We start from the raw sequence: 25,052 nt of genomic DNA on the forward strand, positions 1-25,052 counted from the left end.
TAGGGACAGAAAACTGTGAATCGCGATTTTAGGCCTTTGCAAGGGCTAGGGGCTTGTCGCCCCCGGGTACAATGCCCAACCCGCCCCCGGTAACCCCGCTTCACTGCGACCGGCCTTCCCTTTGTAACGCGCCTTATGAAGCGCATCTCCCTGTGGGGAGTCTTTAGGTCAGGACAACATGTCTGATTTAAGTCTTCAACTGCAGCAGGCTTCTTGCCAACTACCAGTTTCTAGCTATTTTGACACCGCGCTGTACCAGCGCGAGATGCAGACCATCTTCCAGAATGGCCCCCGCTATGTGGGGCATGCCCTGAGCGTCCCCAATGTGGGCGATTACTACGCCCTGCCCCAAGAGAAAGAGGGCCGGGCCCTGGTGCGCAATACCGGCGGTGTGGAACTGATCTCCAACATCTGCCGCCACCGCCAGGCACTGATGCTCAAGGGCCGCGATTCACTGATACACCCCAGCACCGACCACGGCCGCCAGGTGGCCAGTGCCGGCGGCAACATCGTCTGCCCGCTGCACCGCTGGACCTACAGCGGCGCCAACACCAATGGCGCCCCTTTCCAGGCCGGCACGTTGATCGGCGCGCCCCATTTCGACCAAGACCCCTGCCTGAACCTGAAGAACTACCCGCTGCAAGAGTGGAATGGCCTGCTGTTTGAGCACAACGGGCGCGATGTGGCGGCCGATCTGGCCGGCATGGGCCCGCGCGCGGCGCTGGATTTTGACGGTTTTGTGCTGGACAAGGTGGTCATGCACGAGTGCAATTACAACTGGAAGACCTTCATCGAGGTCTACCTGGAGGACTACCACGTAGGCCCCTTCCACCCCGGCCTGGGTGGGTTTGTGACCTGCGAAGACCTGAGCTGGCAGTTCGCCGACCACTACTCAGTGCAGACCGTGGGTGTGGCCGCCCAGTTGGCGCGCGCCAGCTCCAGCGCCGGTTCGCCGGTCTACGAACGCTGGCAAAAGGCCCTGCTGGCCTACCGCAACGGCGTGCCGCCCCAGCAGGGCGCCATCTGGCTGACCTACTACCCGCACATCATGGTCGAGTGGTACCCCCATGTGCTGACCGTCTCTACGCTGCACCCCATGGGGCCGAACAAGACCATGAACATGGTGGAGTTCTACTACCCCGAAGAGATAGCCGCGTTCGAGCGCGAGTTTGTCGAGGCCCAGCAAGCCGCCTACAACGAGACCTGCCTCGAAGACGATGAGATCGGTGAGCGCATGGACGCCGGCCGCGCCGCCCTCTATGCCCGCGGCGACAACGAAGTCGGCCCCTACCAGACTCCCATGGAAGACGGCATGCCCCACTTCCACAACTGGTACCGCCGCCAAATGGGCAATATCTAGTGCAAGCCCTCTGGATGGTGCTGGGCTCGTTTCTGTTTGCCACCATGGCAGTCGGAATCAAGTTCGCATCCGCCAGTTTTGGCACGCTGGAGCTGGTGTTCTACCGCGGCATCGTCAGCGTGGTCTTCATGGCCGTGGTGCTGCGCGCACGCGGCACCAGCCTGCGCACACCCGTGCCCATGATGCATGTGTGGCGCAGCACCATCGGCATCCTATCGCTCAGCGCCTGGTTCTATGGCATTGCCCATCTGCCGCTGGCCACGGCTATGACACTGAATTACATGAGCGGCGTCTGGGTGGCGGCCTTTATCGTGGGCGGTGCCCTGCTCTATGGACAGTCGCAACGCCAGGGGCCGCTCCTGGGCACGGTATTGCTGGGCTTTACCGGTGTGGTGATGACGCTGCGCCCCACGATAGACCATGACCAGTTGTTTGCTGGTGTCATCGGACTGCTGTCGGGCATGGGTGCCGCGCTCGCCTATATGCAGGTGACCGCCCTGGGCAAAGTGGGTGAACCCGAAGTGCGCACCGTGTTCTACTTCTCCATCGGCACGGCCGTCGTCGGAGCGGTGGGCTCTTTGTTTACCGGATTGACGCCGTGGTCCGCGGTGAGTTGGACGGCGGCGGCCTGGGTGATTCCCATCGGTGTGCTTGCATCGCTGGGCCAGTGGTGCATGACACGCGCCTACAGCCATGGCGCCACGCTGGTGGTGGCCAGCATGCAATACACCGGCATTGTGTTCGCCTCCATCTACAGCCTGACACTGTTTGGCGAATACATTGCGCCCATAGGTTGGGCCGGTATTGCAGTCATCGTGATCAGTGGCGTGCTGGCCACCGCGCTACGCGCCCGCGCCCTGCCTGATACCCCTGCCGAAGACCATTAGCATATGTGGCTGACCGGCAGCACCCAAGTTCTGCACCAAGGAAACCATTCATGGCCTACACCACCCTGATCTCCGTCGAGCAACTCCAGGCCCTGCGCACCAGCGGCCAGCCCCATACCGTGTTTGACTGCAGCTTCTTGCTGACCGACCCACAGGCCGGCGAGGCCATGTATGCCGAGGCCCATATCCCCGGCGCCGTCTACGCCCACCTGGACAAGCATTTGAGCGCCGCCAAAGACCCCGCCACCGGCAAACCCGCGCCCGGCACCAGCGCATCGGGCGGACGCCACCCGCTGCCCACGCGCGAAGCCTTTGCCGCCTGGCTGGGCTCGGTCGGCTTTGACAACACACAACAAGCCGTGGTGTACGACCGCCAAGGCGCCAACTACTGCGGCCGCCTGTGGTGGATGCTCAAGTGGGCCGGCCATGACAATGTAGCCGTGCTGGATGGCGGGTTGCAGGCCTGGCAGGCCGCTGGTGAAACAGTCGAAAGCGGCCCCCAAACCCAGCGCCATATGGCCAACTACGTGCTAGCCCCCGAAAAGACTGTACTAGTCACTATCGATTCAATAGCAAGCCAGGTGGGCAAGTCTGCCGCGCCCGGCGGCCAAACCGTCATCGATGCGCGCGCCACACCGCGCTTTCGCGGTGAAGTGGAGCCACTGGACCCGGTGGCCGGCCACATACCCGGAGCGCTGAACCGCCCGTTCAACCTCAACATCGCCGCCGACGGGCGCTTTCGCCCCGCTGCTGAACTGCGCGCCGAGTTTGACGCGCTGCTGGGCGGCCGCGACCCCGCCACCGTGGTGCACCACTGCGGCAGCGGCGTCAGCGCTGTGCCCAACATCATCGCCATGGAAATTGCCGGCCTGGGCCGCACCCAGTTGTTTGCCGGTAGCTGGAGCGAATGGTGCAGCGATCCGTCGCGGCCCGTTGCACAGGGCTGAAGATAGTGCCACGTCTTAACGACTCGCCCGCAACAGGGCTGGGGTAAGCGCCGCCGTTCGTGTCCTCCGGCCTTCGGCCTCCCCCTTTACCTCACTTTGGCGCTCACCCCAGCCCTGCCGCTGGAAGTGGCTCTGCAGAGCGACACAAACCACGCCACGCGGTATCAGTCGGGTAGCGGGTTTTGCGCAGGTAAAGGAGGAGGCCGAAGGCCCGGGGACACGGAGCAAAACCCGCTACCCGGCTGATACAACCAACAGCGACGCAAGCACTGGCCGCTTAATGCCCCCCGTGCGCCAGACCACTCATCACCGTCACCAGCCCAATCCCCAAGGCCAGCCAAGTGATCTGCGCCAACGTCTCCTTCAACGTCAACCGCTTCTGCAACTGCGGGATCAAGTCAGCCAAGGCCACATAAACAAAGCTGCTGGATGCCACAACCAAAAAGTAGGGCAGATAACTGTGCAAGGAGTCCACCAGCCAATACCCCGCAAGACCACCCAACGCAGTAACAGCTCCGGCGAGTGACACCTTGACCAAGGCCATGCGCTTGTTGCTGGTGCCGGAGCGCAGCACCATCAGATCGCCCATGTGGTGGGGCACCTCGTGAGCCAACACTGCCAAGGCAGCGATGGCACCCAGCCGCATATCGGCCATGAAGGCCGACGCAATCAGGATACCGTCGCCAAAGCAGTGAACGCTGTCGCCGGTCAGCACGGCCCAACTGCCAGGCTGCACCGGGCCATCATGCGCATGGTCATGCACATGAACGGCCGCGGCACCCTGGTGGCCATGGCTGTGCTTGTGGGGGTGCGCGGGAGCGTGGTGATGGTGGTGGTGCCCGTGGGCATGGTCATGCCCCGCATCCGCATGGTGGTGCTCATGGCCGTGGTGCCACAGCTCGGCCTTGTCCAGCAAAAAGAAAAACACCAGGCCCAGCAACAACGTCAAAAACAGGTCGTGGGCGGCAACGCGGCTCTCAAAGGCCTCGGGCAGCAGATGCATGAAGGCAGTGGCCATCAGCGCGCCGGCCGCCAGGCTCAGCATGTGCTGCGTGTAGCGGGCCAGGGCACCAAAGCTCAGGGCTGCGGCCAGCCAGACCGAGCCAATGCCGGCGACCAGGGTTCCGACCAAAATTGCTATCAATGTCATAGCTGCTTACGTATATTTCTCGAGGGCTAGCGCCCGAAATCATCAAACCGAAAAACAAAAAACCGCCCCGAAGGGCGGTCCTGCCATCAGGCGTCTGCGGTGGGTCAGACGCCGTGGCCCTTGAACCACTCCAGGGCCCGCTTGAAGCCGTCTTCTGCCGCTTCCTTCACATAGCTGGGGCGATAGTCTGCATGGAAGGCATGGGGGGCTTGAGAGTACACCACAAACTCCGAAGCCTTGGCGGCCTTGTTGCCTTTGGCGCCCGCCTCGGCCAAGGCGTCCTTCATCTGGTTGACCGTGGTCAGCGGGATGCCGCCGTCCTGCCCGCCATACAGGCCCAGCACCGGGGCCTTCAGACCTGCGGCCAGGTCGACAGGATGCTTGGGTGTGACGGCCGACGAAGCCCCAACCAAGCGGCCATACCAGGCGACAGCCGCCTTGACGTTCTTGCTCTGCTCGGCATACAGCCAGGTGATGCGGCCGCCCCAGCAGAAGCCGGTGACGCCCACGCGCTTGGTGTTGCCACCGTTTTCGCCGGCCCACTGCACCGCGCCGTCCAGATCGGCCATGACCTGGGCATCGGGCACCTTGGCCACGATTTCAGCCAGCAGCTTGCTGATGTCGGTGTATTTGCTGGCATCGCCCTGGCGGGCATAGAGGTCGGGCGCGATGGCCAGGTAACCGGCCTTGGCAAAGCGGCGGCAGGTGTCGGCAATGTATTCGTGCACGCCAAAAATCTCTTGCACCACCAGGATGATGGGCAGGTTCTTCTTACCCGCAGGCGCTGCGTAATACATCGGCACCGGGTAGTTGTCGACCTCGAATACCGGCGTGCCGGTGATCAAACCGGTGTCGGGCGTCTTGATCGCGGTCTGCGCCATGATGGGCATGGCAGTGGCGGCGTAGCCCACACCCAATGCGGTCTTGAGTGCGGTACGGCGCGTGGCGCCGGCCTCGGTGGACTTGCCGGGGAGCAAGGCGTTGAATTCGTCTTTTTGGTCTGCAGTCAGCATCGCTTAAGTCCTTCAATCAAGGGGTTGGGTGGGGGAAGAAACCGGCACAGTCTACGGTAATCAGTGGGCCTTGTCCCAGTTAGGACCAACCCCCACCTCGGCCAGCAGCGGCACTTTCAGCTCCGCCACACCCGCCATCAGGCGCGGAATTTCGGTCTTGAGCCAGTCGACCTCGGCCTCGGGAACCTCGAACACCAGTTCATCGTGCACCTGCATGATCATCTTGGTGGTGCGTTGCTCGGCATCCAGCACCTGCTGCACTTTGTTCATGCTGAGCTTGATCAGATCGGCCGCCGTGCCCTGCATCGGCGCGTTGATGGCGGCGCGCTCCAACCCCGCGAGCTGCGCGCCCTTGGCGTTCTGGATACCGGCCAGTTGCAAGCGCCTGCCAAACACGGTTTCCACATAGCCTTGCTTTTTGGCGAGTTCGCGCGTTGTCTCCATGTAGGTCTTGACGCCGGGATAACGCTCAAAGTAGCGGGCGATGTAGTTCTTGGCCGCCGTGTTGTCTATGCCCAGATTGCGCGCCAGGCCAAAGGCGCTCATGCCATAGATCAGGCCGAAGTTGATGACCTTGGCGTAGCGGCGCTGTTCGCTGCTCACCTGATCCACCGGCACGCTGAACACTTCGGCTGCCGTAGCACGGTGTACGTCCAGGCCGCTGTGGAAGGCACTGAGCAGGGCCGCATCGCCGCTGATGTGGGCCATGATGCGCAGCTCGATCTGCGAGTAGTCGGCACTGGCAATGACGCTGCCGGCAGGTGCCACAAAGGCCTCACGGACACGCCGGCCTTCGGGCGTGCGGATGGGAATGTTCTGCAGGTTGGGGTCGTTACTGGACAGGCGGCCGGTGATCGCCACAGCCTGCGCGTAATGCGTGTGCACACGGCCGGTGCGGGGCAGCGTCAACAGCGTCAGCTTGTCGGTATAGGTGCCCTTGAGCTTGGACAGACTGCGGTGCTCCAGCAGCTTGGCCGGCAAGGGGTAGTCTTCGGCCAGCTTCTCCAGCACCTCTTCGTCGGTGCTGCGGGCGCCGGTGGCGGTCTTCTTCACGACCGGCATGCCCAGCTTGTCGAAGAAGATTTCGCCCAGTTGCTTCGGTGACGAGAGATTGAAAGGCTGGCCCGCAATCTCATAGGCCTCGGTCTCCAATTGCAGGATGCGTTGGCCCAGCTCATGGCTCTGCTTGGCCAGCGTGGGCGCGTCGATCAGCACACCATTGCGCTCGATGCGGTACAGCGTCTCGCTGCTGGCCATTTCCAGCGCGTAGATGAATTGCAGCTTGGCGTCGGCGGCGAGCTTGGGCCACAAAGCGTTGTGCACATCCAGCGTCTGGTCCGAGTCTTCGCAGGAATACTCCGCCGCCTTGGCGATGTCCACCTGATCGAACGAAATCTGGTTGGCGCCCTTGCCACAGATGTCTTCGTAGCTGATGCCGCTGCGGCCCACATGGCGCTCGGCCAAGCTGGACAGGCCGTGGGGCATGTGCACCTCCAGCACATAGCTCTGCAGCATGGTGTCGTGGGCATAGCCCTGCACTTCGATACCGTGGTTGGCAAAGACGTGTCGGTCGTACTTGATGTGCTGGCCCAGCTTCTTTTTTGTGGCGTCTTCCAGCCAGGGCTTGAGCTTGGCCAATACCGCGTCGCGCTCCAATTGCTCGGGCGCGCCGGGGTAGCGGTGTGTCAGCGGGACATAGGCCGCCTCACCCGGTTTGACACTAAAGGAGATGCCAACGATCTCGGCGCGCATCTCGTCCAGCGACGTGGTTTCGGTATCCAGCGCCGTCAGCTCGGCCGCCTGCAGCTTGGCCAGCCAGGCGTCGAACTGGTCCCAAGTCAGAACGGTGTCGTAGGCCAGATTGCTGGTACGCGGGGCGGCGGCTGTGGCTTCGGGTTCATCGAACAAGCCGGGAGCACCGCCGGGTGGCTTGGCCCCAATTCCTGCGGCCCCATTTCCGCCTGCAGCCGCCTCCTGGGCTTCCAGCGATTTAGCCAGCCCCTTGAATCCATACTTTTCGCAAAAGACCCGCAGAGCCCTCGTATCTTGGGCACCAACCGCTATTGATTCCATAGCGGGCAGCCCCGAGACCCATCCTGTCAGATCACAATCGGTCTTGATGGTCAGCAGCGAACGACCCGTAGGCAGCCATGCCAAGGCCTGGCGCAGGTTCTCGCCGACCACGCCCTTGATGTTGGCGGCGTTGTCGACGACACCCTGCAATGAGCCGTATTCCTGCAACCACTTCACCGCGGTCTTGGGACCGACCTTGGGCACACCAGGCACGTTGTCCACCGCGTCGCCCACCAGGGTCTGGTAATCCAGCATCAGGCTAGCCGGGACGCCAAACTCGGCTTCCACACCGGCCAGGTCGCGGCGCTTGCCGTTCATGGTGTCTATGATGGTGATGTGTTCGTTGACCAGTTGGGCCAAGTCCTTGTCGCCGCTGCTGACGATGACCTCGATGCCTTGGCTGGCTGCGGCAGCGGCCAGCGTGCCGATCACATCGTCGGCTTCCACGCCCGGCACATCCAGCACCGGCCAGCCCAGCAGGCGCACCACTTCGTGGATGGGCGCGATCTGGCTGCGCAGATCGTCGGGCATGGGGTCGCGGTTGGCCTTGTACTGCGGGTAGATGGTGTCGCGGAAGGTGGGGCCCTTGGCATCGAACACACAGGCCACATACTCGGCCGGGTATTCCTTGCGCAGGGACTGCATCATGTTGACCATGATGCGGATCGCGCCAGTCTTTTGCACGGTGCCGTCGGGCAGTGTGATGCTCATGTCACCGCCGCCCGCAAAAAAGGCACGGTAGAGATAGCTGGAACCATCAACCAGCAGCAGTTTTTTCTTGTCAGTCATGGGTGCATTTTGCATTGTGGCCGGCCCTACAATCCGGGCACACATATTGTTTTTCCATCTCCCGCCCGGCCGGACCCCGTCTGGGGCACGGTGGGATTCTGACTCTTTCGGGCTGGCTGATACACATGGCGGTTTACACAGAGGTCTCTTTCGACGAGGCCAGCGAATTCTTGCAAGGCCTTCAATTGGGAACCCTCCAGACCCTGGCGGGTTGCTCGGGCGGCATAGAAAACACCAATTACTTCGTCACCACCGACCAGGCGCCCTATGTTCTGACGCTGTTCGAGCGGCTGAGCATGGAGCAATTGCCCTTCTATCTGCGGCTGATGAAGCACCTGGCCCACCACGGTATTCCGGTGCCTGACCCGGCCACCAACCGCGATGGCGACGTGGTGCATGCACTGAAGGGCAAGCCCGCAGCCGTGGTCAACCGCTTGCGCGGCAAGAGCGAGCTGGCGCCCACCGTGGCGCACTGCAAGCAGGTCGGCGCCATGCTGGCGCGCATGCACCTGGCCGGGCGCGACTTCAGCATGCAACAACCCCACCTGCGGGCGCTGGACTGGTGGAACGAGACGGTGCCCGTCATCCTGCCCTTTGTGACGCCCGAACAGGCCGCCATGCTGCACAGCGAGCTGGCCTACCAAAACCACGTGGCGAGCTTCTCCACCTATGGCGCACTGCCCCGCGGCCCCATACACGCCGACCTGTTCCGCGACAACGTGATGTTCGAGACGGCCGAGGACGGCGACACAGCGCCCGTGCTGACCGGTTTCTTTGACTTTTACTTTGCCGGCATCGACACCTGGCTGTTCGACATCGCCGTGTGCCTCAACGACTGGTGCATAGACCTGCCCACCGGCACCAGCGATCCGCAGCGTACCCAGGCCTTTCTGGAAGCCTATGCCAGCGTGCGCCCACTGCTGGCACCCGAGCGCCAGCTGTTGCCCGCCATGGCCCGGGCCGCGGCGCTGCGCTTCTGGATCTCGCGCCTGTGGGACCTGCACCTGCCGCGCGAGGCCTCCGTTTTGCAGGCCCACGACCCCGAGCACTTCCAACGCGTGCTGCGTCAGCGTATCCTCTACCCCCTGACCTATCCCCAACCCACCACTACTGCATGAAACTTCACATCGTCCCGGCCAGCAGGGGCATCCAATGGGTCAAGTTGGGCTTGCAAACGTTTTTCCGCCAACCCCTGGCCTTGTCGGGCTTGTTCTTTTTGTTTGTGGCCGTGATGTCGGTGCTGAGCATCGTGCCAGTGCTGGGCAGTGCCTTGATGCTCCTCCTCCTGCCCGGCGCCACCTTGGGCCTGATGGCAGCCACGCGCGAGGCTGCGGATGGCAAATTCCCGATGCCCTGGGTGCTGCTGACCGCCTTTCGCGGCGACCGCGCGCAGGTGCGCTCCATGCTGATGCTGGGCGTGCTGTACGCGCTGGGCCTGCTCTTGTTGCTGGGCTGCACTGCGCTGATTGATGGTGGCAAGTTCGCCAAGCTCTACTTATTCGGTGGTCCGGCCACGGCAGAGATGCTGCAGCAAAGTGACCTACAGTGGGCCGCTTTTGTGGCAGCCATTCTGTCGCTGCCGCTGACACAAATGTTCTGGCACGCGCCGGCGCTGTTGCATTGGCACGGCGTCCCCCCCGTCAAAAGCCTGTTTTTCAGCTTGGTGGCCTGCCTGCGCAACTTCGGCGCCTTCACCGTCTTTGGTCTGGCCTGGATGGGCATCTTCCTGCTGTTCATCATCGTTATGGCAACATTGGTACGGACATTTGGCAGCGCCGAAGCCTTTGCTACCGCGCTGTATCCGGCGGCGATGCTGATGGCCGCGATGGTGACCACATCCATCTATTTCACGTTCCAGGACAGCTTTGAGTTCACTTCAGGAGACGACACATGACACAACACAGCCTAGAAGGACGCACCGAGACCGAGGTACTGTGGTACCAGCGGCGCAGCTTTTTACAAGCCGCCGCCGCGTGGACGGCGGTGGGCGGTCTGAGCGCGGCCCATGCGCAGGCGCGCGGCAATGTCGTCGAATTGCGGGGGGATGCGACCGTCAACGGCCAGCCCCTGCTGCCCAACCAATCGGTGCAGACGGGTGATGAGATCATGACCGGCCCACGCTCCACGCTGATCTTCGTCGTCGGCAATTCCGCCTTCCATGTGCGCCAGAACTCGACGCTGACCGTCGAACGCGGTCCCAATCTGAATGCCGTCAGCCTGCTGCGCCTGCTGACCGGCGCTGTGGTCAGCGTCTGGGGCAAGGGCAGCTCCCGCCAGATCGCCACGCCAACGCTGACGGCCGGCATCCGCGGCACTGGGGTCTATACCGAAGTTTTCCCCAAGCAAGGAAGTCGCACCTATTTTTGCAACTGCTACGGCACCGTGGACCTGAGCTCCGGCACCGACCGCGAAACGTCCGAGTCCCAGTACCACCAGGCCATGTGGGGTGAGCCCCTTTTGGATGGTCGCGCCGCACTGACCCCGGCCCGGGCCATCAACCACACCGACGAGGAGCTGGAGTTCCTGGCCCGCCTGATTGGCGAGCGCACGGCCTGGCAGATCAGCGGCCGCAAGGGCACCAAGACGCTGGAACGGGAATACGGGGGCTGACCGGGCGGGAGGTGTTGCCAAAGCCACAACAAATCCCCCAAACAACATGAAAAAAGCGGTCGAAGGTATTGATTTGTCTTGTTTTTATGGTTCCGATCGGCTGATAATGAATCCCGTTGATGGCGCGAAAACGGCGTCTTTGTTTTAATAACCTTGGATAAAGGGGGCTACCTTGATTCCCAAAACTCTGATGCAGATGGCAATCGGTGCCGGCGCAGCGTTGCTGGTCGGCTGCGCTTCGTCGCCGATTCCAGTTTCTGCAAACTTTCCCCTTACCGTTGAGCCCAAAGTTCGATCTGCTGGCCACTGGGGCCTTTTGTCGAATGACGTCGTGAAGCAAACCCTGGACTCCCTGGGCAAGCTGGGCGTCAACGGCAATTTGTATGTTGCGCTTCCCGCCAACGCTACGGAGTTTGACAAGGCCTTCCAACAGTTTCTGATCACCGACCTGGTGAAAAGTGGCCGTGTGGTGCAGCAGTACCCAGACCGCGCCTTGGAAGTCAGCTACCAGACCCAAGTGGTTCGCCACAACAGCCCGCGTCCCCATTTTGTGCCCGGCCGCTTCACGATGATCACCACCGGCTTGTACGCCGCGTATGGTCTGGGCTTGGCCCCCGTGGGTGACAAGATGGTGGGTGGCTTGCATGCTGCCGTGGCGGCCGACTACATCGCCAGCGTCGACTCCGGCGGCCCCACCTCCACCGAGCTGATCCTGACCACCACGATTTCCCAAGGTGGACGCTACCTGGTGCGCAAGACCGATATTTACTACGTCGAAGAAGCGGATACGACCTTGCTGCAGTACAAAGCTCCCCAAATCATGAAAGTGGTGGGCCCATGAACTACAAACTGATCCTCTCCGCACTCGCAGCGGTGGCTGTGCTGGGTGCCTGCGGCACCCCCAGCAATGTCCGCACGGACCCCACCTATGACGAAGCCGCTTCCAGCAAGTTCGTCGCGCTGAACAAGGACGCGATCAGCCAGTTGATCGCCAACTACGGCCCCGGCGGCGAACCCGTTCTGGTGGCCACTATCGTCAACGTCAACGACATGCGCCGCACCGCTCCCCTGGGCCGCACGCTGTCCGAGCAATATGCCTCGCAAATGGCGACCGCCGGCTTCAATGTCAAGGAAATGAAGCTGCGTGGCGACGTGTTCATCCGCGAAGAAACCGGTGAACTGTTGCTATCCCGCGAGATCAAGGACATTGCCCGCAGCCACAACGCCAATATGGTGCTGGTCGGCACCTACTCGGCCGCCGCCAACTTCACCTATGTCAGCCTGAAATTTGTGCGCACCGAAGACAGCCGCATCATCCGCGCTTATGACTACGCCTTGCCCAATGACAAGGACGTCAACAAGCTGCTGCAAGTGGCAACCAACAACGGTCGCTAAAGCCTAAGCTGCTTTACAAACCCCAACAAAAAGCCCGCTCTGTGCGGGCTTTTTTACGTCGACTTCCTTTGTGCAGTCAGAGCCCGCTTCACTCGCACGCGTCGGGCATGGCTTGGGCGTTATGCGCAGGTAAAGGAGGAGCCCGAAGGGCGGGGGACACGGAGCAAAACGCACAGCCTCACGGATCTGGAGCGCGCAAAAGGAGGCCCCACGCGGGCGCACAAGGCCCTCTTTCAGGGCACCGGTGTCAGCTTAGCCACGCTAAGTGCCAGCCATTTGGTGCCATGCCGTGGGAAGTTGATCTGGGCCCGTGCATCGTCACCGGCGCCTTCCAACGTCAACACCGTACCCTCGCCGAACTTGGCGTGGAACACCAGCATGCCCAGACGCAGGCCATGCTTGTTGGTTTCTTCCTTGCGCGGAACGCTTTGGCCAAATGAGCCGCCAGCCCTCGTGAAACCTGAGTAGACCGCTCCTGATTGCATAGCAGTGTCCGCACCCCAACCGCGGTTGGCATTTTGGTGTTTGGGTGTCAGCCACTTCAGCGCGGCCTCGGGCAGCTCTTCAAAAAAGCGGCTCTTCATATTGAAGCGAGTCTGGCCGTGCAGCATGCGCGATTGCGAATGGCTCAGGTACAGGCGCTTGCGCGCGCGCGTGATGGCCACATACATCAGGCGGCGCTCTTCCTCCAGGCCGTCGCGATCGTTCAGCGAGTTTTCATGGGGAAACAAACCCTCTTCCATACCGGTGATGAAGACCGCATCGAACTCCAGGCCCTTGCTGGAGTGCACCGTCATCAACTGGATGGCGTCTTGGCCGGCCTCGGCCATGTTGTCCCCGGCCTCCAGTGCGGCATGGGTCAGGAAGGCGACCAAGGGAGACAGGGTCTCGCCAGTATCGCCCACCACATCGGGGGGTAAGGCGGGTGCATTCAAATCCAGCCCTTGGCTGGCCGGGCTCTGCCCTGCTCCTGCGGTAACGGCCATCGCAGCGGCGTCACGGCCAAAGCCTTCCTGCATCACAAAACTCTCGGCGGCATTGATCAACTCGTCCAGATTCTCCAGCCGATCGGCGCCTTCGCGATCAGCCTTGTAGTGCTCGATCAGACCGCTTTGGTCCAGAGTCTGCGCGATGATGTCGCGCAGGTTCATGCCGACGGTTTGCTCCCGCAGCACGTCGATCTTGGCGACGAAGCTGGCAATGGCAGTGCCCGCACGCCCGCTCAATGTGCTGACTGCATCGTGCAGCGAACAACCGGTGGCACGGGCCAGGTCCTGCAGTTGCTCCAGACTGCGTGCGCCAATGCCGCGGGCCGGGAAATTCACGACCCGCATGAAGCTGGTGTCGTCGTTGGGGTTCTCCAACAGGCGCAGATAGGCCAGCGCGTGCTTGATCTCGGCCCTCTCGAAGAAGCGCAGGCCACCGTAGACGCGGTAGGGCAGGCCCGCGTTGAACAGCGCCGTTTCGATCACACGGCTTTGCGCATTGCTGCGGTACAGCACCGCAATTTCCTTGCGCTCGAAACCGGCTTCGGTGCCGTTGTCGCGCACCAGCTGCTTCATTTCATCAACCATCCACTGCGCCTCGGCAAAGTCGGTGGGTGCCTCGTAGACACGCACCGGCTCGCCGGCGCCCTGATCGGTACGCAGGTTCTTGCCCAGGCGTTTGCTGTTGTGGCTGATCAGCGCGTTGGCCGAGTCCAGGATGTTGCTGTAGCTGCGGTAGTTCTGCTCCAGCTTGATCTGGTGCTGCACATTGAACTCTCGCACGAAGTCGGCCATATTGCCCACCCGCGCACCACGAAAGGCGTAGATGCTCTGGTCATCGTCACCCACCGCCAGCACGGCGCCACCGGGGGTATCCGGGCTGGCCACGCCGTCGCCCTGCCCCGCCAGCATCTTGATCCAGGCGTACTGCAGCTTGTTGGTGTCCTGGAACTCGTCAATCAGTATGTGACGAAACCGGCGTTGGTAGTGCTCGCGGATGGGGTCGTTGTCGCGCAGCAACTCGTAAGAGCGCAGCATCAGCTCACCAAAATCCACCACGCCTTCGCGCTGGCACTGTTCTTCATACAACTGGTAGATGTCGACCTTGCGCCGGGTTTCGTCGTCACGCACTTCCACCATATTGGGGCGCAGGCCATCTTCCTTGCAGCCACTGATGAACCATTGCAACTGCTTGGCAGGAAAGCGCTCATCGTCCACATTGTTCTGCTTGCACAGGCGCTTGATGGCGCTGAGCTGGTCCTGCGTGTCCAGGATCTGAAAGGCCTGGGGCAGGTTGGCGATCTTGAAATGGGCGCGCAGAAAGCGGTTGCACAGACCGTGGAAAGTGCCTATCCACATGCCCCGCACATTGACCGGCAGCATGGCGGAGAGGCGCGTCATCATTTCCTTGGCGGCCTTGTTGGTGAAGGTAACCGCCAAGATGCCGCCCGGCGAAACGTAGCTGTTTTGCAACAGCCAGGCAATCCGCGTCGTCAGCACCCGCGTCTTGCCGGACCCGGCACCGGCCAGTATCAACGCGTGCTCGGCGGGCAGCGTGACCGCGGCGCATTGCTCAGGGTTCAGGGTGGCCAACAGGGGGGATGGTGCGGAATTTGCGTGTGCAGGGCTTGAAAACATAAGCGATTGTAGAAAGACCGAAATAACTGGTATTTGCGTGCACTAGGTGTCTTCCCGGATGGCCGTAAAAAGTATGTAACAACCAGTATCATGACCCCGCTCCACCATGTTAAGGCACCGTGCTGAATGACTGCTCCATCCATGCTTTTCAAGTCACTTGTGGCTGTTACCGCAGCCCTGTTACTGTGCACGCATGCCATGTCCGCTACCCTGGACATCGGCGGCGTGAAGGTCGAAGACACGCTCACCATTTACAACAACACCCTGGTTTTGAATGGCGCCGGCTTGATTTCCAACGGCAAGACGCCATCCTATGTGGCCCAGATCTACGCCAAACAAAAGTTCAAGACCCAGGATGAGCTGTTTGCGATGCCCGGCCCCAAACGGCTGGTGCTGACGGCCATCAAGGAAGTGGACACGGGGCCCATCGTCAAGATGTTCAACCGCAGCGTCGACGACGTCGCCGGCAAGAGTGATCGCGCAAAGCTGATCCCCGGCTTGATGAGCATTGGCGAAATTTTCAAGGCCAACCGCATACTGAAACCCGGCGACGTGATGACCCTGGACTGGGTGCCCATCTCGGGCTTGGTCATTTACCTGGGCGGCAAGCTGCAAGGCCAGCCCTACCGCGAGCCCGAGCTGTTCAAGGCCGCCATGGGGGTCTGGATGGGTGAGTTTCCCGCCGACCCGAAGGTTAAAGACTCTTTACTCGGCCATATGTAATCGAACCGCACGCGATACGCCGAGTTTGTATACAATCAATCACCGGGCCCAAGCAATTGGGACCCGGTTTTTTTATGCCGGGTCCCGTCCAAGCGCCTATTCTTTTGTTTAGTGTTTTTGACGAGGAGCTTGGGCCATGGAAATTTTTGACTACGACAACATCCTGCTGCTGCCACGCAAATGCCGCGTGGAGAGCCGCTCGGAGTGCGATGCGGGCGTAGAACTGGGCAGCCGCAAATTCCGCCTGCCGGTAGTGCCGGCCAATATGAAAACCGTGGTGGATGAATCCATCTGCGAATGGCTGGCGCAGAACGGCTACTTCTATGTGATGCACCGTTTTGACCTGGACAACGTGCAGTTCATCCAGGCCATGCACGCGAAGGGGCTGTTTGCCTCCATCTCGCTGGGGGTCAAGAAGCCCGACTACGCCACCGTGGACCAGTTGGTCGCGCTGGGCGTTACCCCCGAGTACATCACCATCGACATCGCGCACGGCCACGCCGACAGCGTGCGCGACATGATCATCTACCTGAAAAAGCACCTGCCTGGCAGCTTCGTCATTGCCGGCAATGTGGCCACGCCCGAAGCCGTCATCGACCTGGAAAACTGGGGCGCCGATGCCACCAAGGTGGGTGTCGGGCCGGGCAAGGTCTGCATCACCAAGCTCAAGACCGGTTTCGGCACCGGCGGCTGGCAACTCAGCGCGGTGAAATGGTGTGCACGGGTGGCTACCAAACCCATCATTGCCGACGGCGGGATCCGCAGCCATGGCGACATTGCCAAGAGCATCCGCTTTGGTGCCAGCATGGTGATGATCGGCTCGCTGTTTGCAGGCCATGAGGAATCGCCCGGCAAGACGGTGGAAGTGGACGGCAGCCTGTACAAGGAATACTACGGCTCGGCCAGCGACTTCAACAAAGGCGAATACAAACACGTGGAAGGCAAACGCATTCTGGAACCCATCAAGGGCAAGCTGGCCGACACGCTGGTGGAGATGGAGCAAGACGTGCAAAGCTCCATCAGCTATGCCGGAGGCAAAAAGCTGATGGACATCCGCAAGGTCAATTACGTGACATTAGGCGGTGACAACGCAGGTGAGCACCTGCTGATGTAACCCACCGGTGCTTCTCCGCAGGGCCGCCCCAAGGAGAAGTGCGGCCCCTCGGGGGCAGAGAGCCACACGCAGTGGGCGAACGTGGGGCTCACACATCACCGTCAGTCGCCTGACAGCATTCCTGCCCCTTCGCTGCGGAAGCGGCGCTATTCTGGTGCCATGCGGAGGGAGACAGCATGAAAATTGCAATACTGGGTATCGGCCTGATGGGCTTCCCTATGGGGCGACGCCTGTGCGAAGCCGGGCACACGGTCCACGTCTGGAACCGCACACTGCACAAGGCGCAGCGCCTGACCAGCGCTGGAGCCGTCGTCCACACCCAGGCCGCCGACGCCGTGCGAGACGCCGAAATGGTCATCACCGTGCTGGACAACGGTGCCGTCGTCGGCCAGGTGTTGTTTGAACTCGGTGTTGCTGACGCCCTGCCCCCCAACTGCCTGGTAGTGGACATGTCATCTATCAAACCCGTGGAGGCCAGAGACCACGCGGCCCGCCTCAACGAACGCCACATTGCCTACCTGGACGCGCCTGTTTCGGGCGGCACTATCGGCGCAGACAACGGCACGCTGGCCATCATGGTGGGCGGCAAGCTCAGCAGCTTTGAGCGCGCGCTGCCGGTGTTCCACGTGTTTGGCAAGGCCACGCACGTTGGCCCCACTGGCGCAGGCCAGTTGACCAAGCTCGCCAACCAGATGATTGTGGGCGGCACGATTGGCATCGTGGCTGAGGCCCTGCTGCTGTGCGAGCGCGGCGGTGCCCATATGGGCAAGGTCAAGGAGGCCATCACCGGTGGCTTCGCCGACAGCCGCATCTTGCAGGTACATGGCCAGCGTATGGTCGAGCGCGACTTCACACCGCGCGGGCGCATGTCGGTGCAGCTCAAGGACCTGCGCAACGCCATGGCCACGGCCGCCGAAGTGGGTTTTGACGCGCCTATCACCGCGCTCTTCGAGCAGCTCTATACCCAAGGCATTGAGCATGGTCTGGCCGATCTGGACCACTCGGGTTTGTTTGTGGAGCTGGCCAGCCGCAATGGCATGGCTTGAATGAAGCACTTGCGTCCATAAAAAAAGGACCCGTTCGGGTCCTTTTCTTTTTCAGGAGTGCCAGCTACGGCACTCTTGGAAGCATCAGCGTCGCTCAATCAAACGTACGGGCCGTGCGCTTCTTGGCATCGCGGGGTACAAAAACCTTGCCAGCATTGCCGGGCTTCACGCCCATGGGCTTGCCAAAACCAGGCTTGCGGGCCGCGAAGTCACCGCGGGGTGCTCCACCACCAAAATCGCCACGGGGCTGGAAGTCGCCGCGCGGTTGGAAGTCACCACGGGGGGGGCGTGCGTCACCGCCACGGGGAGCGCCCTGGCCGGCAAAGCGGTCATTGAAACCACCCTTGCGCTCGTAGCTGAAGCCTTCACGGGCTGCGCCACCGAAGTCGCGTGTCTTGCCACCGAATTCACGGGGTGCTTGGGCGGGGCGATCACCGAAACCGCGTACTTGTCCATAACTGCCGCCACCTTCACGGCCGCCTTCGCGCGGGCCATTGCCAAACTTGCGTTCACGCGGCTGGAAGTCACCACCACGGCCGCGACCAGCAAAGCTGGGGCGCGATTCGGGTGCGCGTTGCTGGGGTTCCAGACCAGGGATGGTTTCGGCCTTGATGGGCTGGCGTGTATAGCCTTCGATGTCGAAAATCTTGCGACGGTCGCGCATCTCGGCAAAGGTGATGGCCAGACCATCGCGACCAGCACGGCCCGTACGGCCAATGCGGTGCGTGTAGTCTTCGGCTTTCATCGGCAGACCGAAGTTGAACACGTGGGTGATGGTGGGCACGTCAATGCCGCGGGCCGCCACATCGGTGGCCACCAGCACTTGCACATGGCCATTGCGCAGCGCCATCAGGCGGCGGTTGCGCAGTCCCTGGCTCAGGGCACCGTGCAGAGCCACGGCATCAAAGCCGTCTTGCTGCAGATCGTTGGCCAGGCCATCGCACTCGATTTGGGTGCTGGCAAACACAATGGCTTGGTTGATGCTGGTATCGCGCAACCAGTGGTCCAGTAGCTTGCGCTTGTGGGTGGCGTTGTCGGCCCAGAACAGCACCTGCTTGATGTTGGAATGCTTTTCCTGCGGGCTGTCGATGGTCACGCGCTGAGGCTCGCGCATCACGCGGGCGGCCAGTTGCTGGATGCGCGGCGCGAAAGTGGCGCTGAACATCATGGTCTGCTTGCGGTCGATGGTGAGCTGGTTGATTTCTGCCAAATCATCGGCAAAGCCCAGATCCAACATGCGGTCGGCTTCGTCAACCACCAGGAACTGCACCTGGTCCAGCTTGACTTGCATGGAGCGCTGCAAGTCCAGCAAGCGGCCGGGCGTAGCCACAACCAGATTGGCGTTTTGCAGCTTGGCGATTTGCAACTGGTAGGGCATGCCGCCCACGATGTTGGCAATGCGCAGGCCGCGGCAATGGCGCACCAGGTCGATGGCGTCGTTGGCCACCTGCTGGGCCAATTCACGCGTGGGGCACACGATCAACGCGCCGGGGCTGGGCGCCTTGAAGTTACGGGGGTTGGTGGGGTCCTTGCGCTTGGTGCGTTTGGGGGGGGGTTCGCCACGGGCCACTGCTTCAACGGTTTCACGCTCGAAGGCGGCGCGCTCGTCGGCTTCGGCCTGGGCTGCCTGTTTCAGCAAGGTGTGCAACACGGGCAGCAGGAAGGCTGCCGTCTTGCCGCTACCCGTCTGGCTGGACACCATCAGGTCGATGAACTTGCCGGCTTGGTCGCCGTCACCCGGCAAGGCCAGGGGAATGGTCTTGGACTGCACCGATGTGGGCTGGGTGTAGCCCAGGTCCTTGACGGCGGCAACCAGCTCGGGCGCCAGGCCCAAGTCCACAAAGCCATTGGGCTCTTCGGGCTGCTCAGTAGCAACGGGGGCATCGTTCTCCAGGCTGGAGTCGGCAACAGCAGCCGCGGTTTCGCTGGCGAAAGATGTGTTGGTGGAAATTTCGGCGGGCGCAAAGGCACCTGCCACTTCAAAAGCGTCAGTCATGGTTTTACTCACACGCGAGTGCCGCGCAATATGCGGCTACTCCGTCAATGGTTAAAAAACATCAACCATCAAACGGAACCTGCGTCTGAATACATTCCAGCGCTTGGGGCCCGACTTTGCGAACCCGGTGAATGAGGGGAGATGTGCAAATGCACTGCTGTTTGCAGCGCAGCCTTCGATTATGCCATGGATTCGGGTTTCTACCTAATCCTTTTTTCGGGATGGCGTTTAGTCGAGTTTCAACAGGTGCTGGCGGTAGTGCTCCAGCTCATCAATCGACTCGTGCACATCGGCCAGCGCGGTATGGCGCTGCTGCTTCTTGAACGAAGCATGCACCTCGGGCTTCCAGCGCTTGGCCAACTCCTTCAGCGTGCTGACATCCAGGTTGCGGTAGTGGAAAAAGGCTTCCAACTTGGACATGTACTTGACCAGAAAGCGCCGATCCTGTCCGATGGAGTTGCCGCACATGGGCGAGCCATTGGCGGGCACGTACTGCTTCAAGAAGGCGATCAAGGCGTCCTGCGCCTGCTCTTCGGTCACGGTAGAGGCTTTGACCTTGTCGATCAGGCCGCTCTTGCCATGTGTACCCTTGTTCCAAGCGTCCATCTTGTCCAGTTGGGCATCGCTTTGGTGGATGACCAACACCGGGCCTTCGGTGCGCTTCTCCAGGTTGGGGCCCGTCACGATGACGGCGATTTCAATGATGCGGTCGACTTCAGGGTCCAGGCCTGTCATCTCGCAGTCAAGCCAGACCAGGTTCTTGTCGGATTTGCCCAATGCGGGCGTCGTTGTGGTTGTGTTGGATGCGTCCATGGCAGCCATTGTCGCCTAGGGTCGCCCATGCCCGCGCCGAGCGCAAAACAGGCCCTGCTGACCGGCGGCGCTAAACTCCAGCCCCATGCATGATCCCTTCACCGGCAACGCCGCCTCATTGAATATGACTTTGGCCTTCGCGCTGGCCCTGACAGCCAGCCTGGTGCTGAAGTTCTGGTTGGCCAGCCGCCAGATCCGCCATGTAGCCCAGCACCGCAGCGCTGTGCCCACGGCCTTCGCCGAAAAAATCACGCTGGAGGCCCACCAGAAGGCCGCCGACTACACCATCACCAAGACCCGCTTTGGCCTGCTGGAGCTGGCCTGGGGCGCGGCCATCGGCATCGCGTGGACGCTCTTGGGCGGCTTGTCGGCACTGAACCAGGCCTTGGTCGGCTGGATGGGCCACGGCTTGGCCCAGCAAGTGGCCTTGATGGTGGCCTTTGTGGTGATTGGCAGTGTGCTGGATGTGCCGTTTTCGCTGTACCAGACCTTTGTCATCGAGGAGCGTTTCGGTTTCAACAAGATGACGGCCAAGCTGTGGCTACAAGACGCCGCCAAGTCGCTGTTGATTTCCACGTTGATCGGCCTCCCATTCATCACCCTGGTGGTATGGATGATGGGCGCCACGGGCCCGTGGTGGTGGCTGTGGGTGTGGGCGGTGTGGATGGGCTTCAACCTGCTGGCCCAACTCATCTACCCGACCTGGATTGCACCCTGGTTCAACAAATTCCAACCGCTGGAAGACGCCAGCGTCAAGGAACGGGTCACTCAGCTGATGGCACGCTGCGGTTTCACCGCCAAGGGCTTTTTCGTCATGGATGGCAGCAAGCGCAGCGCCCATTCCAATGCCTACTTCACTGGCTTTGGCAGCTCCAAGCGCGTGGTGTTCTATGACACGCTCTTGGCCCAGCTCAGCCCCGCCGAGGTGGATGCCGTGTTGGCCCACGAATTGGGTCACTTCAAACACCGCCACGTGACCAAGCTCATTGTCACGATGTTTGCGATGAGCCTGGCGGGCTTGTTTGCGCTGGGCTGGGTCAGCCAGCAAGTCTGGTTCTACACAGGCCTGGGCGTGCTGCCCAACCTGGGTGCACCCAATGATGCGCTGGCCCTGTTGTTGTTCATGATGGTTCTGCCACTGGTCAGCACGTTCATAGGCCCCGCATTCGCGCAGATGTCGCGCAAGCACGAGTTCGAGGCCGATGCCTTTGCCGTCGCCCAGACCGACGGCAAAGCCTTGGCCAGCGCCCTGCTGAAGCTGTTTGAAGGCAATGCCTCCACCGTGACGCCAGACCCGGTCTACGTGCGCTTCTACTACTCGCACCCGCCGGCCACCGAGCGCTTGGGGCACTTCCTGGGTACGGCGCGCTGAGCGTCGGCAAACATGGCAGCACCCGCCCCTCTGGAACCCGGCCTGGTCATTGCGGGCCATGGCCGCCACGTGTGGGTAGAGACGCCCGACGGGCGGCGCCTGATCTGCCACCCGCGCGGCAAGAAAAGCCAGACTGTGGTCGGCGACCGCGTGCTGTGGCAGGCCAGCGAAGACGAGGGCACGATAGAAAAGGTGGAGCCGCGGCGCAACCTGTTCTACCGGCAGGATGAAATCCGCACCAAGTCTTTTGCCGCCAACCTGGACCAGGTGCTGATACTGATTGCGGCCGAGCCCGAGTTTTCCGAAAGCCAGCTGTCGCGCGCGCTGATCGCCGCGGAGGCCGAGCAGATACGCCCCATCATCGCGCTGAACAAGAGCGACTTGGCCGAGCCCTTCGGCCGCGCCTGGGCCCGCATGGCCGTGTACCGCGACATGGGCTACACCGTGCTGCCCATGGCGCTCAAGCCCCGGGGCGACGAACACCCGCAGACCGAGCACCACCTGGATGCCGTGCTGGCTGGCAAGACGACCCTGGTGCTGGGGCCATCCGGCTCGGGCAAGAGCACCTTGATCAACCGCCTGATCCCCGATGCGCAGGTTCTGACCAATGCCATCTCCACCGCACTGAACTCCGGCAAGCACACGACCACCAGCACCACGCTGTACTGGGTGGACGCGGCCCGCACGACGGCCGTCATCGATTCACCGGGTTTTCAAGAGTTTGGCTTGAACCACATCGAGCCCATGGCCCTGGCCAGCCTGATGCCCGATATCAAGGCCCATGCCTCGGATTGCAAGTTCTACAACTGCAGCCACTTGCACGAGCCCGGTTGCGGCGTGTTGGCTGCTGTACAGAAGACAGAAGATGGCTATTCAGCCCCTAGCCCTCACGAAATAAGCGCAAGCCGCTACAAAATATATAGCAACCTGTTTGCAGAGCTGTCTGAGAAACGCTACTAGCCCAGCAATCGGGCCAGCGACAGCAGGGCCAGAAACACCATCCATGTCACCACGGTGCGCCAGACCAGGCCCACCACCGCGCGCAGGTGCACGGCCTGCGGTGTGGCACCGCTGCCAGGGCTGTCGGCGTCGCCCAATTTGACATTGACCGCGCCGGCGGTGGCGGCCAGCACCACGCCGTTGTTGTCACCGGGGAACTGGGCCTCGCGCTGGCGCCAGCTGTCCACGGCATCTTCAAAGCTGCCGACAAAGGCAAAGCCCAGGGCGGTGATGCGTGCTGGCATCCAGTCCATCACATACCAGGCTTGGCTGGCCGCAGTCTTGAGGGCATCGCTGAGCGGGGCGCTGGCAGGACGCGCTGGGCGATTGGTGTAGCTGGCCATGTACTCTGCAATGCGGTATAGCACGGCACCCGCTGGCCCTAGGCCCAGGGCCGCCAGCAGCGAGTACCAGGCAAAGACACCGAAGACATGGCGGTGGGCGTTCAGCACCGAGTGCTCGATGACATGGCGCACGATCTGGCTGCGTGGAAGGGCGCTGACATCCATGCGCATCCACGCTGCCAACTCCTTGCGGGCCACGTCCTCCTCACCGGCCAGCAGCGCGTCGCGGATGGCGGTGAAGTGGTGGCTGAACTGGCGAAAACCCAGCGTGGAGTAGAGAATGGCGATGCTCCACACGGCCGCCGCAATCCAGCCCATGGACCACACCAGCAACCAATGGATTCCAAATACCAGCGCGGCCGGCAACACCACCGCAATCCACCAGGCCAGCCAGCTATGGTGGGCCTTGCCGGTGTCCAGATTGCGGATCACCCAGCGCACCCAGGTGCGCACACCCAGGTGGATAGGATTGCCCTGCCCCAAGGGGCGCGCCTGCTCCAGCAGCAGTGCGAAAAGTATGGCGAGAAAACTCATGGGCCAATGATAGCGAGGCCTGCCGCGCCCGTGCTTGCCAAGCGCTGACTGCAAGGCCTGGTGCGATCAACCCAGCAGGAAACGGTAGAAATTACGCAACATACCGGCCGTGGCGCCCCAGATGAAACGCTCGGCAACCGCATCGGTATAGGGCATGGACAGCCATTCACGCCGTGCGCCCGCCCACTCCACGACATGGCGCCGGTGGTTGGCAGGGTCCATCAGGAAGGCCAGCGGCACCTCAAAGACGTCGGCCACTTCGTGCGGATTGGGTGTCACGCGGTGCGCCGCATTGACCAAAGCCACGACCGGTGTCACCAGAAAGGCGCTGCCCGTGGTGTAGATGGGCAACGTGCCCAAGACCTGCACAAAACGGCGCTCCAGGCCAATCTCTTCTTCGGCCTCGCGCAGCGCGGTGGCGACCGCGTCGGCATCTTCGGGGTCAGCCTTGCCGCCGGGAAACGCGACCTGGCCCGAGTGGCTGGACAGGTGTGTGGTGCGCTCAGTCAACAGCACAGTGAGACCGCTGTCGCGCACCACCAGCGGCACCAGCACCGAGGCATGCACCGGCGCCCGCTGCGAGAAGCGGGGCTCGGCCAACAGCTCGGGGGTCCAAGGCGGGACATTGGCGAATCGCTGCACCAAGGACTGCGCCTGCAGGGCCTCTGGCGGCACCTTGGGCAATTGCACGTCGACACCGGCCACCGGCACCTGGCGCGGGTCAAAGTTCAGCGGAGGGGAAGGCAGTTGGGTCATAAAAAAACCGCCACAAGCTTGCGCCGGGCGGTTTTGCTGAAAACAAAGGCTTGAAGAATTAAGCCGCTGTCTTCTTGGCTGGCAGTTTTTCCTTGATACGTGCCGACTTGCCGCTGCGGTCACGCAGGTAGTACAGTTTGGCACGGCGCACGTCACCACGGCGCTTGACTTCGATACCGGCGATCAGCGGGCTGTAGGTCTGGAACGTACGCTCCACGCCTTCACCGCTGGAGATCTTGCGCACGATGAAGCCGCTGTTCAGGCCACGGTTGCGCTTGGCGATCACCACACCTTCGTAAGCCTGCACGCGCTTGCGGTTGCCTTCAACCACATTGACGCTGACGACAACGGTGTCGCCAGGTGCGAATTCGGGGATGTTCTTGCCGATGCGAGCAATTTCTTCTTGCTCGAGGATTTGGATCAGGTTCATAGTTACCTCATTAGATCTTGCATGCGCCTGCACCGAATGGTGCGAAACCGTCGGGTCAATACCCGCAGTCTTGGCCG

22 protein-coding genes are annotated in these 25,052 nt (G+C 61.9%); 13 read left to right on the plus strand and 9 right to left on the minus strand.

Annotation, left to right across the window (positions count from 1 at the left end; genetic code table 11):
- The first annotated feature begins 178 nt into the window (after positions 1 to 178).
- From AC07OO_RS09925 to AC07OO_RS09935, 3 genes are read left to right on the plus strand one after another with little or no spacing between them, the layout of a single operon-like run.
- Positions 179 to 1,360 (plus strand): aromatic ring-hydroxylating oxygenase subunit alpha, encoded by a 1,182-nt coding sequence (locus AC07OO_RS09925; protein WP_495081941.1) that lies wholly within the window; start codon positions 179 to 181, stop codon positions 1,358 to 1,360.
- On the plus strand, positions 1,360 to 2,247 hold the full coding sequence (locus AC07OO_RS09930; protein WP_495081942.1) for a DMT family transporter: 888 nt from the start codon (positions 1,360 to 1,362) through the stop codon (positions 2,245 to 2,247). Before AC07OO_RS09925 ends, AC07OO_RS09930 begins: the two co-directional genes overlap by 1 nt.
- A gap of 50 nt (positions 2,248 to 2,297) precedes the next feature.
- Positions 2,298 to 3,194 (plus strand): sulfurtransferase, encoded by an 897-nt coding sequence (locus AC07OO_RS09935; RefSeq protein WP_495081943.1) that lies wholly within the window; start codon positions 2,298 to 2,300, stop codon positions 3,192 to 3,194.
- 277 nt (positions 3,195 to 3,471) lie between these two features.
- Here AC07OO_RS09935 and AC07OO_RS09940 read toward each other — a convergent pair whose 3' ends face one another.
- From AC07OO_RS09940 to polA, 3 genes are all read right to left on the minus strand, one after another.
- Positions 3,472 to 4,344: a ZIP family metal transporter gene (locus tag AC07OO_RS09940; RefSeq protein WP_495081944.1), complete on the minus strand. Its 873-nt coding sequence runs from the start codon at positions 4,342 to 4,344 to the stop codon at positions 3,472 to 3,474.
- A gap of 104 nt (positions 4,345 to 4,448) precedes the next feature.
- Positions 4,449 to 5,357, minus strand: coding sequence for a dienelactone hydrolase family protein (locus AC07OO_RS09945; RefSeq protein WP_495081945.1), 909 nt, complete (start codon positions 5,355 to 5,357; stop codon positions 4,449 to 4,451).
- A 60-nt stretch (positions 5,358 to 5,417) separates the two neighbouring features.
- Positions 5,418 to 8,219 carry a DNA polymerase I gene (polA, locus tag AC07OO_RS09950; protein WP_495081946.1) on the minus strand — a complete coding sequence of 934 codons (2,802 nt, stop codon included), beginning with the start codon at positions 8,217 to 8,219 and terminating at the stop codon, positions 5,418 to 5,420.
- A 125-nt stretch (positions 8,220 to 8,344) separates the two neighbouring features.
- Here polA and AC07OO_RS09955 point away from each other — a divergent pair, with 125 nt between their 5' ends.
- The 5 genes from AC07OO_RS09955 to AC07OO_RS09975 all read left to right on the plus strand — a co-directional run bounded on the left by AC07OO_RS09955 (position 8,345) and on the right by AC07OO_RS09975 (position 12,224).
- Entirely contained in the window at positions 8,345 to 9,337 is a 993-nt protein-coding gene (locus AC07OO_RS09955; protein WP_495081947.1) for a homoserine kinase, read from the plus strand.
- Positions 9,334 to 10,113, plus strand: coding sequence for a BPSS1780 family membrane protein (locus AC07OO_RS09960; protein WP_495081948.1), 780 nt, complete (start codon positions 9,334 to 9,336; stop codon positions 10,111 to 10,113). The genes AC07OO_RS09955 and AC07OO_RS09960 overlap by 4 nt, the downstream gene beginning before the upstream one ends.
- On the plus strand, positions 10,110 to 10,829 hold the full coding sequence (locus AC07OO_RS09965) for a FecR family protein (RefSeq protein WP_495081949.1): 720 nt from the start codon (positions 10,110 to 10,112) through the stop codon (positions 10,827 to 10,829). The genes AC07OO_RS09960 and AC07OO_RS09965 overlap by 4 nt, the downstream gene beginning before the upstream one ends.
- A gap of 331 nt (positions 10,830 to 11,160) precedes the next feature.
- The gene (locus AC07OO_RS09970; protein WP_495081950.1) at positions 11,161 to 11,670 is read left to right on the plus strand and encodes a hypothetical protein; all 510 of its coding nucleotides are present in this window, start codon (positions 11,161 to 11,163) and stop codon (positions 11,668 to 11,670) included.
- A complete protein-coding gene (locus AC07OO_RS09975; RefSeq protein ID WP_495081951.1) occupies positions 11,667 to 12,224 on the plus strand; it encodes a FlgO family outer membrane protein in 558 nt (185 codons plus the stop codon). Before AC07OO_RS09970 ends, AC07OO_RS09975 begins: the two co-directional genes overlap by 4 nt.
- Positions 12,225 to 12,457: 233 nt before the next feature.
- Here the strand turns inward: AC07OO_RS09975 and AC07OO_RS09980 are convergent, their stop codons facing one another.
- A complete protein-coding gene (locus tag AC07OO_RS09980; RefSeq protein ID WP_495081952.1) occupies positions 12,458 to 14,848 on the minus strand; it encodes a UvrD-helicase domain-containing protein in 2,391 nt (796 codons plus the stop codon).
- A 198-nt stretch (positions 14,849 to 15,046) separates the two neighbouring features.
- On the opposite strand from AC07OO_RS09980, the gene AC07OO_RS09985 reads away from it, so the two are divergent.
- The 3 genes from AC07OO_RS09985 (at position 15,047) to AC07OO_RS09995 (ending at position 17,731) form a co-directional block, all read left to right on the plus strand.
- A complete protein-coding gene (locus tag AC07OO_RS09985) occupies positions 15,047 to 15,571 on the plus strand; it encodes a chalcone isomerase family protein (RefSeq protein ID WP_495081953.1) in 525 nt (174 codons plus the stop codon).
- A gap of 136 nt (positions 15,572 to 15,707) precedes the next feature.
- On the plus strand, positions 15,708 to 16,685 hold the full coding sequence (locus AC07OO_RS09990; protein WP_495081954.1) for a GMP reductase: 978 nt from the start codon (positions 15,708 to 15,710) through the stop codon (positions 16,683 to 16,685).
- 176 nt (positions 16,686 to 16,861) lie between these two features.
- The gene (locus tag AC07OO_RS09995; RefSeq protein ID WP_495081955.1) at positions 16,862 to 17,731 is read left to right on the plus strand and encodes an NAD(P)-dependent oxidoreductase; all 870 of its coding nucleotides are present in this window, start codon (positions 16,862 to 16,864) and stop codon (positions 17,729 to 17,731) included.
- Between the two features lie 94 nt (positions 17,732 to 17,825).
- Here the strand turns inward: AC07OO_RS09995 and AC07OO_RS10000 are convergent, their stop codons facing one another.
- Both AC07OO_RS10000 and orn read right to left on the minus strand, forming a co-directional pair.
- Positions 17,826 to 19,727, minus strand: coding sequence for a DEAD/DEAH box helicase (locus AC07OO_RS10000; protein ID WP_495081956.1), 1,902 nt, complete (start codon positions 19,725 to 19,727; stop codon positions 17,826 to 17,828).
- Between the two features lie 228 nt (positions 19,728 to 19,955).
- A complete protein-coding gene (orn, locus tag AC07OO_RS10005; RefSeq protein WP_495081957.1) occupies positions 19,956 to 20,540 on the minus strand; it encodes an oligoribonuclease in 585 nt (194 codons plus the stop codon).
- 85 nt (positions 20,541 to 20,625) lie between these two features.
- On the opposite strand from orn, the gene AC07OO_RS10010 reads away from it, so the two are divergent.
- Both AC07OO_RS10010 and rsgA read left to right on the plus strand, forming a co-directional pair.
- The gene (locus AC07OO_RS10010; protein ID WP_495081958.1) at positions 20,626 to 21,912 is read left to right on the plus strand and encodes a M48 family metallopeptidase; all 1,287 of its coding nucleotides are present in this window, start codon (positions 20,626 to 20,628) and stop codon (positions 21,910 to 21,912) included.
- Positions 21,913 to 21,924: 12 nt separating this feature from the next.
- Complete coding sequence (gene rsgA, locus AC07OO_RS10015) at positions 21,925 to 22,872, plus strand: ribosome small subunit-dependent GTPase A (protein WP_495081959.1); 948 nt, start codon at positions 21,925 to 21,927, stop codon at positions 22,870 to 22,872.
- On the opposite strand, the gene AC07OO_RS10020 is transcribed toward rsgA, so the two are convergent.
- From AC07OO_RS10020 to rplS, 3 genes are all read right to left on the minus strand, one after another.
- Complete coding sequence (locus AC07OO_RS10020; protein ID WP_495081960.1) at positions 22,869 to 23,789, minus strand: cobalamin biosynthesis protein; 921 nt, start codon at positions 23,787 to 23,789, stop codon at positions 22,869 to 22,871. The two genes, rsgA and AC07OO_RS10020, sit on opposite strands and share 4 nt — an antisense overlap.
- 66 nt (positions 23,790 to 23,855) lie before the next feature.
- Entirely contained in the window at positions 23,856 to 24,545 is a 690-nt protein-coding gene (locus AC07OO_RS10025) for a CoA pyrophosphatase (protein WP_495081961.1), read from the minus strand.
- Positions 24,546 to 24,603: 58 nt separating this feature from the next.
- Positions 24,604 to 24,975 (minus strand): 50S ribosomal protein L19, encoded by a 372-nt coding sequence (gene rplS, locus AC07OO_RS10030; protein WP_495081962.1) that lies wholly within the window; start codon positions 24,973 to 24,975, stop codon positions 24,604 to 24,606.
- Positions 24,976 to 25,052: the final 77 nt, after the last annotated feature.

This window comes from Rhodoferax sp. GW821-FHT07G04 (assembly GCF_059418585.1).

What these genes read in the sequence shown, in the direction of transcription:
- AC07OO_RS09925 (WP_495081941.1), top strand. Translation starts at nt 179, where the DNA reads ATGTCTGATTTAAGTCTTCAACTGCAGCAGGCTTCTTGCCAACTACCA.
- AC07OO_RS09935 (WP_495081943.1), top strand. Translation starts at nt 2,298, where the DNA reads ATGGCCTACACCACCCTGATCTCCGTCGAGCAACTCCAGGCCCTGCGC.
- AC07OO_RS09940 (WP_495081944.1), bottom strand. Translation starts at nt 4,344, where the DNA reads ATGACATTGATAGCAATTTTGGTCGGAACCCTGGTCGCCGGCATTGGC.
- AC07OO_RS09945 (WP_495081945.1), bottom strand. Translation starts at nt 5,357, where the DNA reads ATGCTGACTGCAGACCAAAAAGACGAATTCAACGCCTTGCTCCCCGGC.
- polA (WP_495081946.1), bottom strand. Translation starts at nt 8,219, where the DNA reads ATGACTGACAAGAAAAAACTGCTGCTGGTTGATGGTTCCAGCTATCTC.
- AC07OO_RS09955 (WP_495081947.1), top strand. Translation starts at nt 8,345, where the DNA reads ATGGCGGTTTACACAGAGGTCTCTTTCGACGAGGCCAGCGAATTCTTG.
- AC07OO_RS09960 (WP_495081948.1), top strand. Translation starts at nt 9,334, where the DNA reads ATGAAACTTCACATCGTCCCGGCCAGCAGGGGCATCCAATGGGTCAAG.
- AC07OO_RS09965 (WP_495081949.1), top strand. Translation starts at nt 10,110, where the DNA reads ATGACACAACACAGCCTAGAAGGACGCACCGAGACCGAGGTACTGTGG.
- AC07OO_RS09975 (WP_495081951.1), top strand. Translation starts at nt 11,667, where the DNA reads ATGAACTACAAACTGATCCTCTCCGCACTCGCAGCGGTGGCTGTGCTG.
- AC07OO_RS09980 (WP_495081952.1), bottom strand. Translation starts at nt 14,848, where the DNA reads ATGTTTTCAAGCCCTGCACACGCAAATTCCGCACCATCCCCCCTGTTG.
- AC07OO_RS09985 (WP_495081953.1), top strand. Translation starts at nt 15,047, where the DNA reads ATGTCCGCTACCCTGGACATCGGCGGCGTGAAGGTCGAAGACACGCTC.
- AC07OO_RS09990 (WP_495081954.1), top strand. Translation starts at nt 15,708, where the DNA reads ATGGAAATTTTTGACTACGACAACATCCTGCTGCTGCCACGCAAATGC.
- AC07OO_RS09995 (WP_495081955.1), top strand. Translation starts at nt 16,862, where the DNA reads ATGAAAATTGCAATACTGGGTATCGGCCTGATGGGCTTCCCTATGGGG.
- AC07OO_RS10000 (WP_495081956.1), bottom strand. Translation starts at nt 19,727, where the DNA reads ATGACTGACGCTTTTGAAGTGGCAGGTGCCTTTGCGCCCGCCGAAATT.
- orn (WP_495081957.1), bottom strand. Translation starts at nt 20,540, where the DNA reads ATGGACGCATCCAACACAACCACAACGACGCCCGCATTGGGCAAATCC.
- AC07OO_RS10010 (WP_495081958.1), top strand. Translation starts at nt 20,626, where the DNA reads ATGCATGATCCCTTCACCGGCAACGCCGCCTCATTGAATATGACTTTG.
- rsgA (WP_495081959.1), top strand. Translation starts at nt 21,925, where the DNA reads ATGGCAGCACCCGCCCCTCTGGAACCCGGCCTGGTCATTGCGGGCCAT.
- AC07OO_RS10020 (WP_495081960.1), bottom strand. Translation starts at nt 23,789, where the DNA reads ATGAGTTTTCTCGCCATACTTTTCGCACTGCTGCTGGAGCAGGCGCGC.
- AC07OO_RS10025 (WP_495081961.1), bottom strand. Translation starts at nt 24,545, where the DNA reads ATGACCCAACTGCCTTCCCCTCCGCTGAACTTTGACCCGCGCCAGGTG.
- rplS (WP_495081962.1), bottom strand. Translation starts at nt 24,975, where the DNA reads ATGAACCTGATCCAAATCCTCGAGCAAGAAGAAATTGCTCGCATCGGC.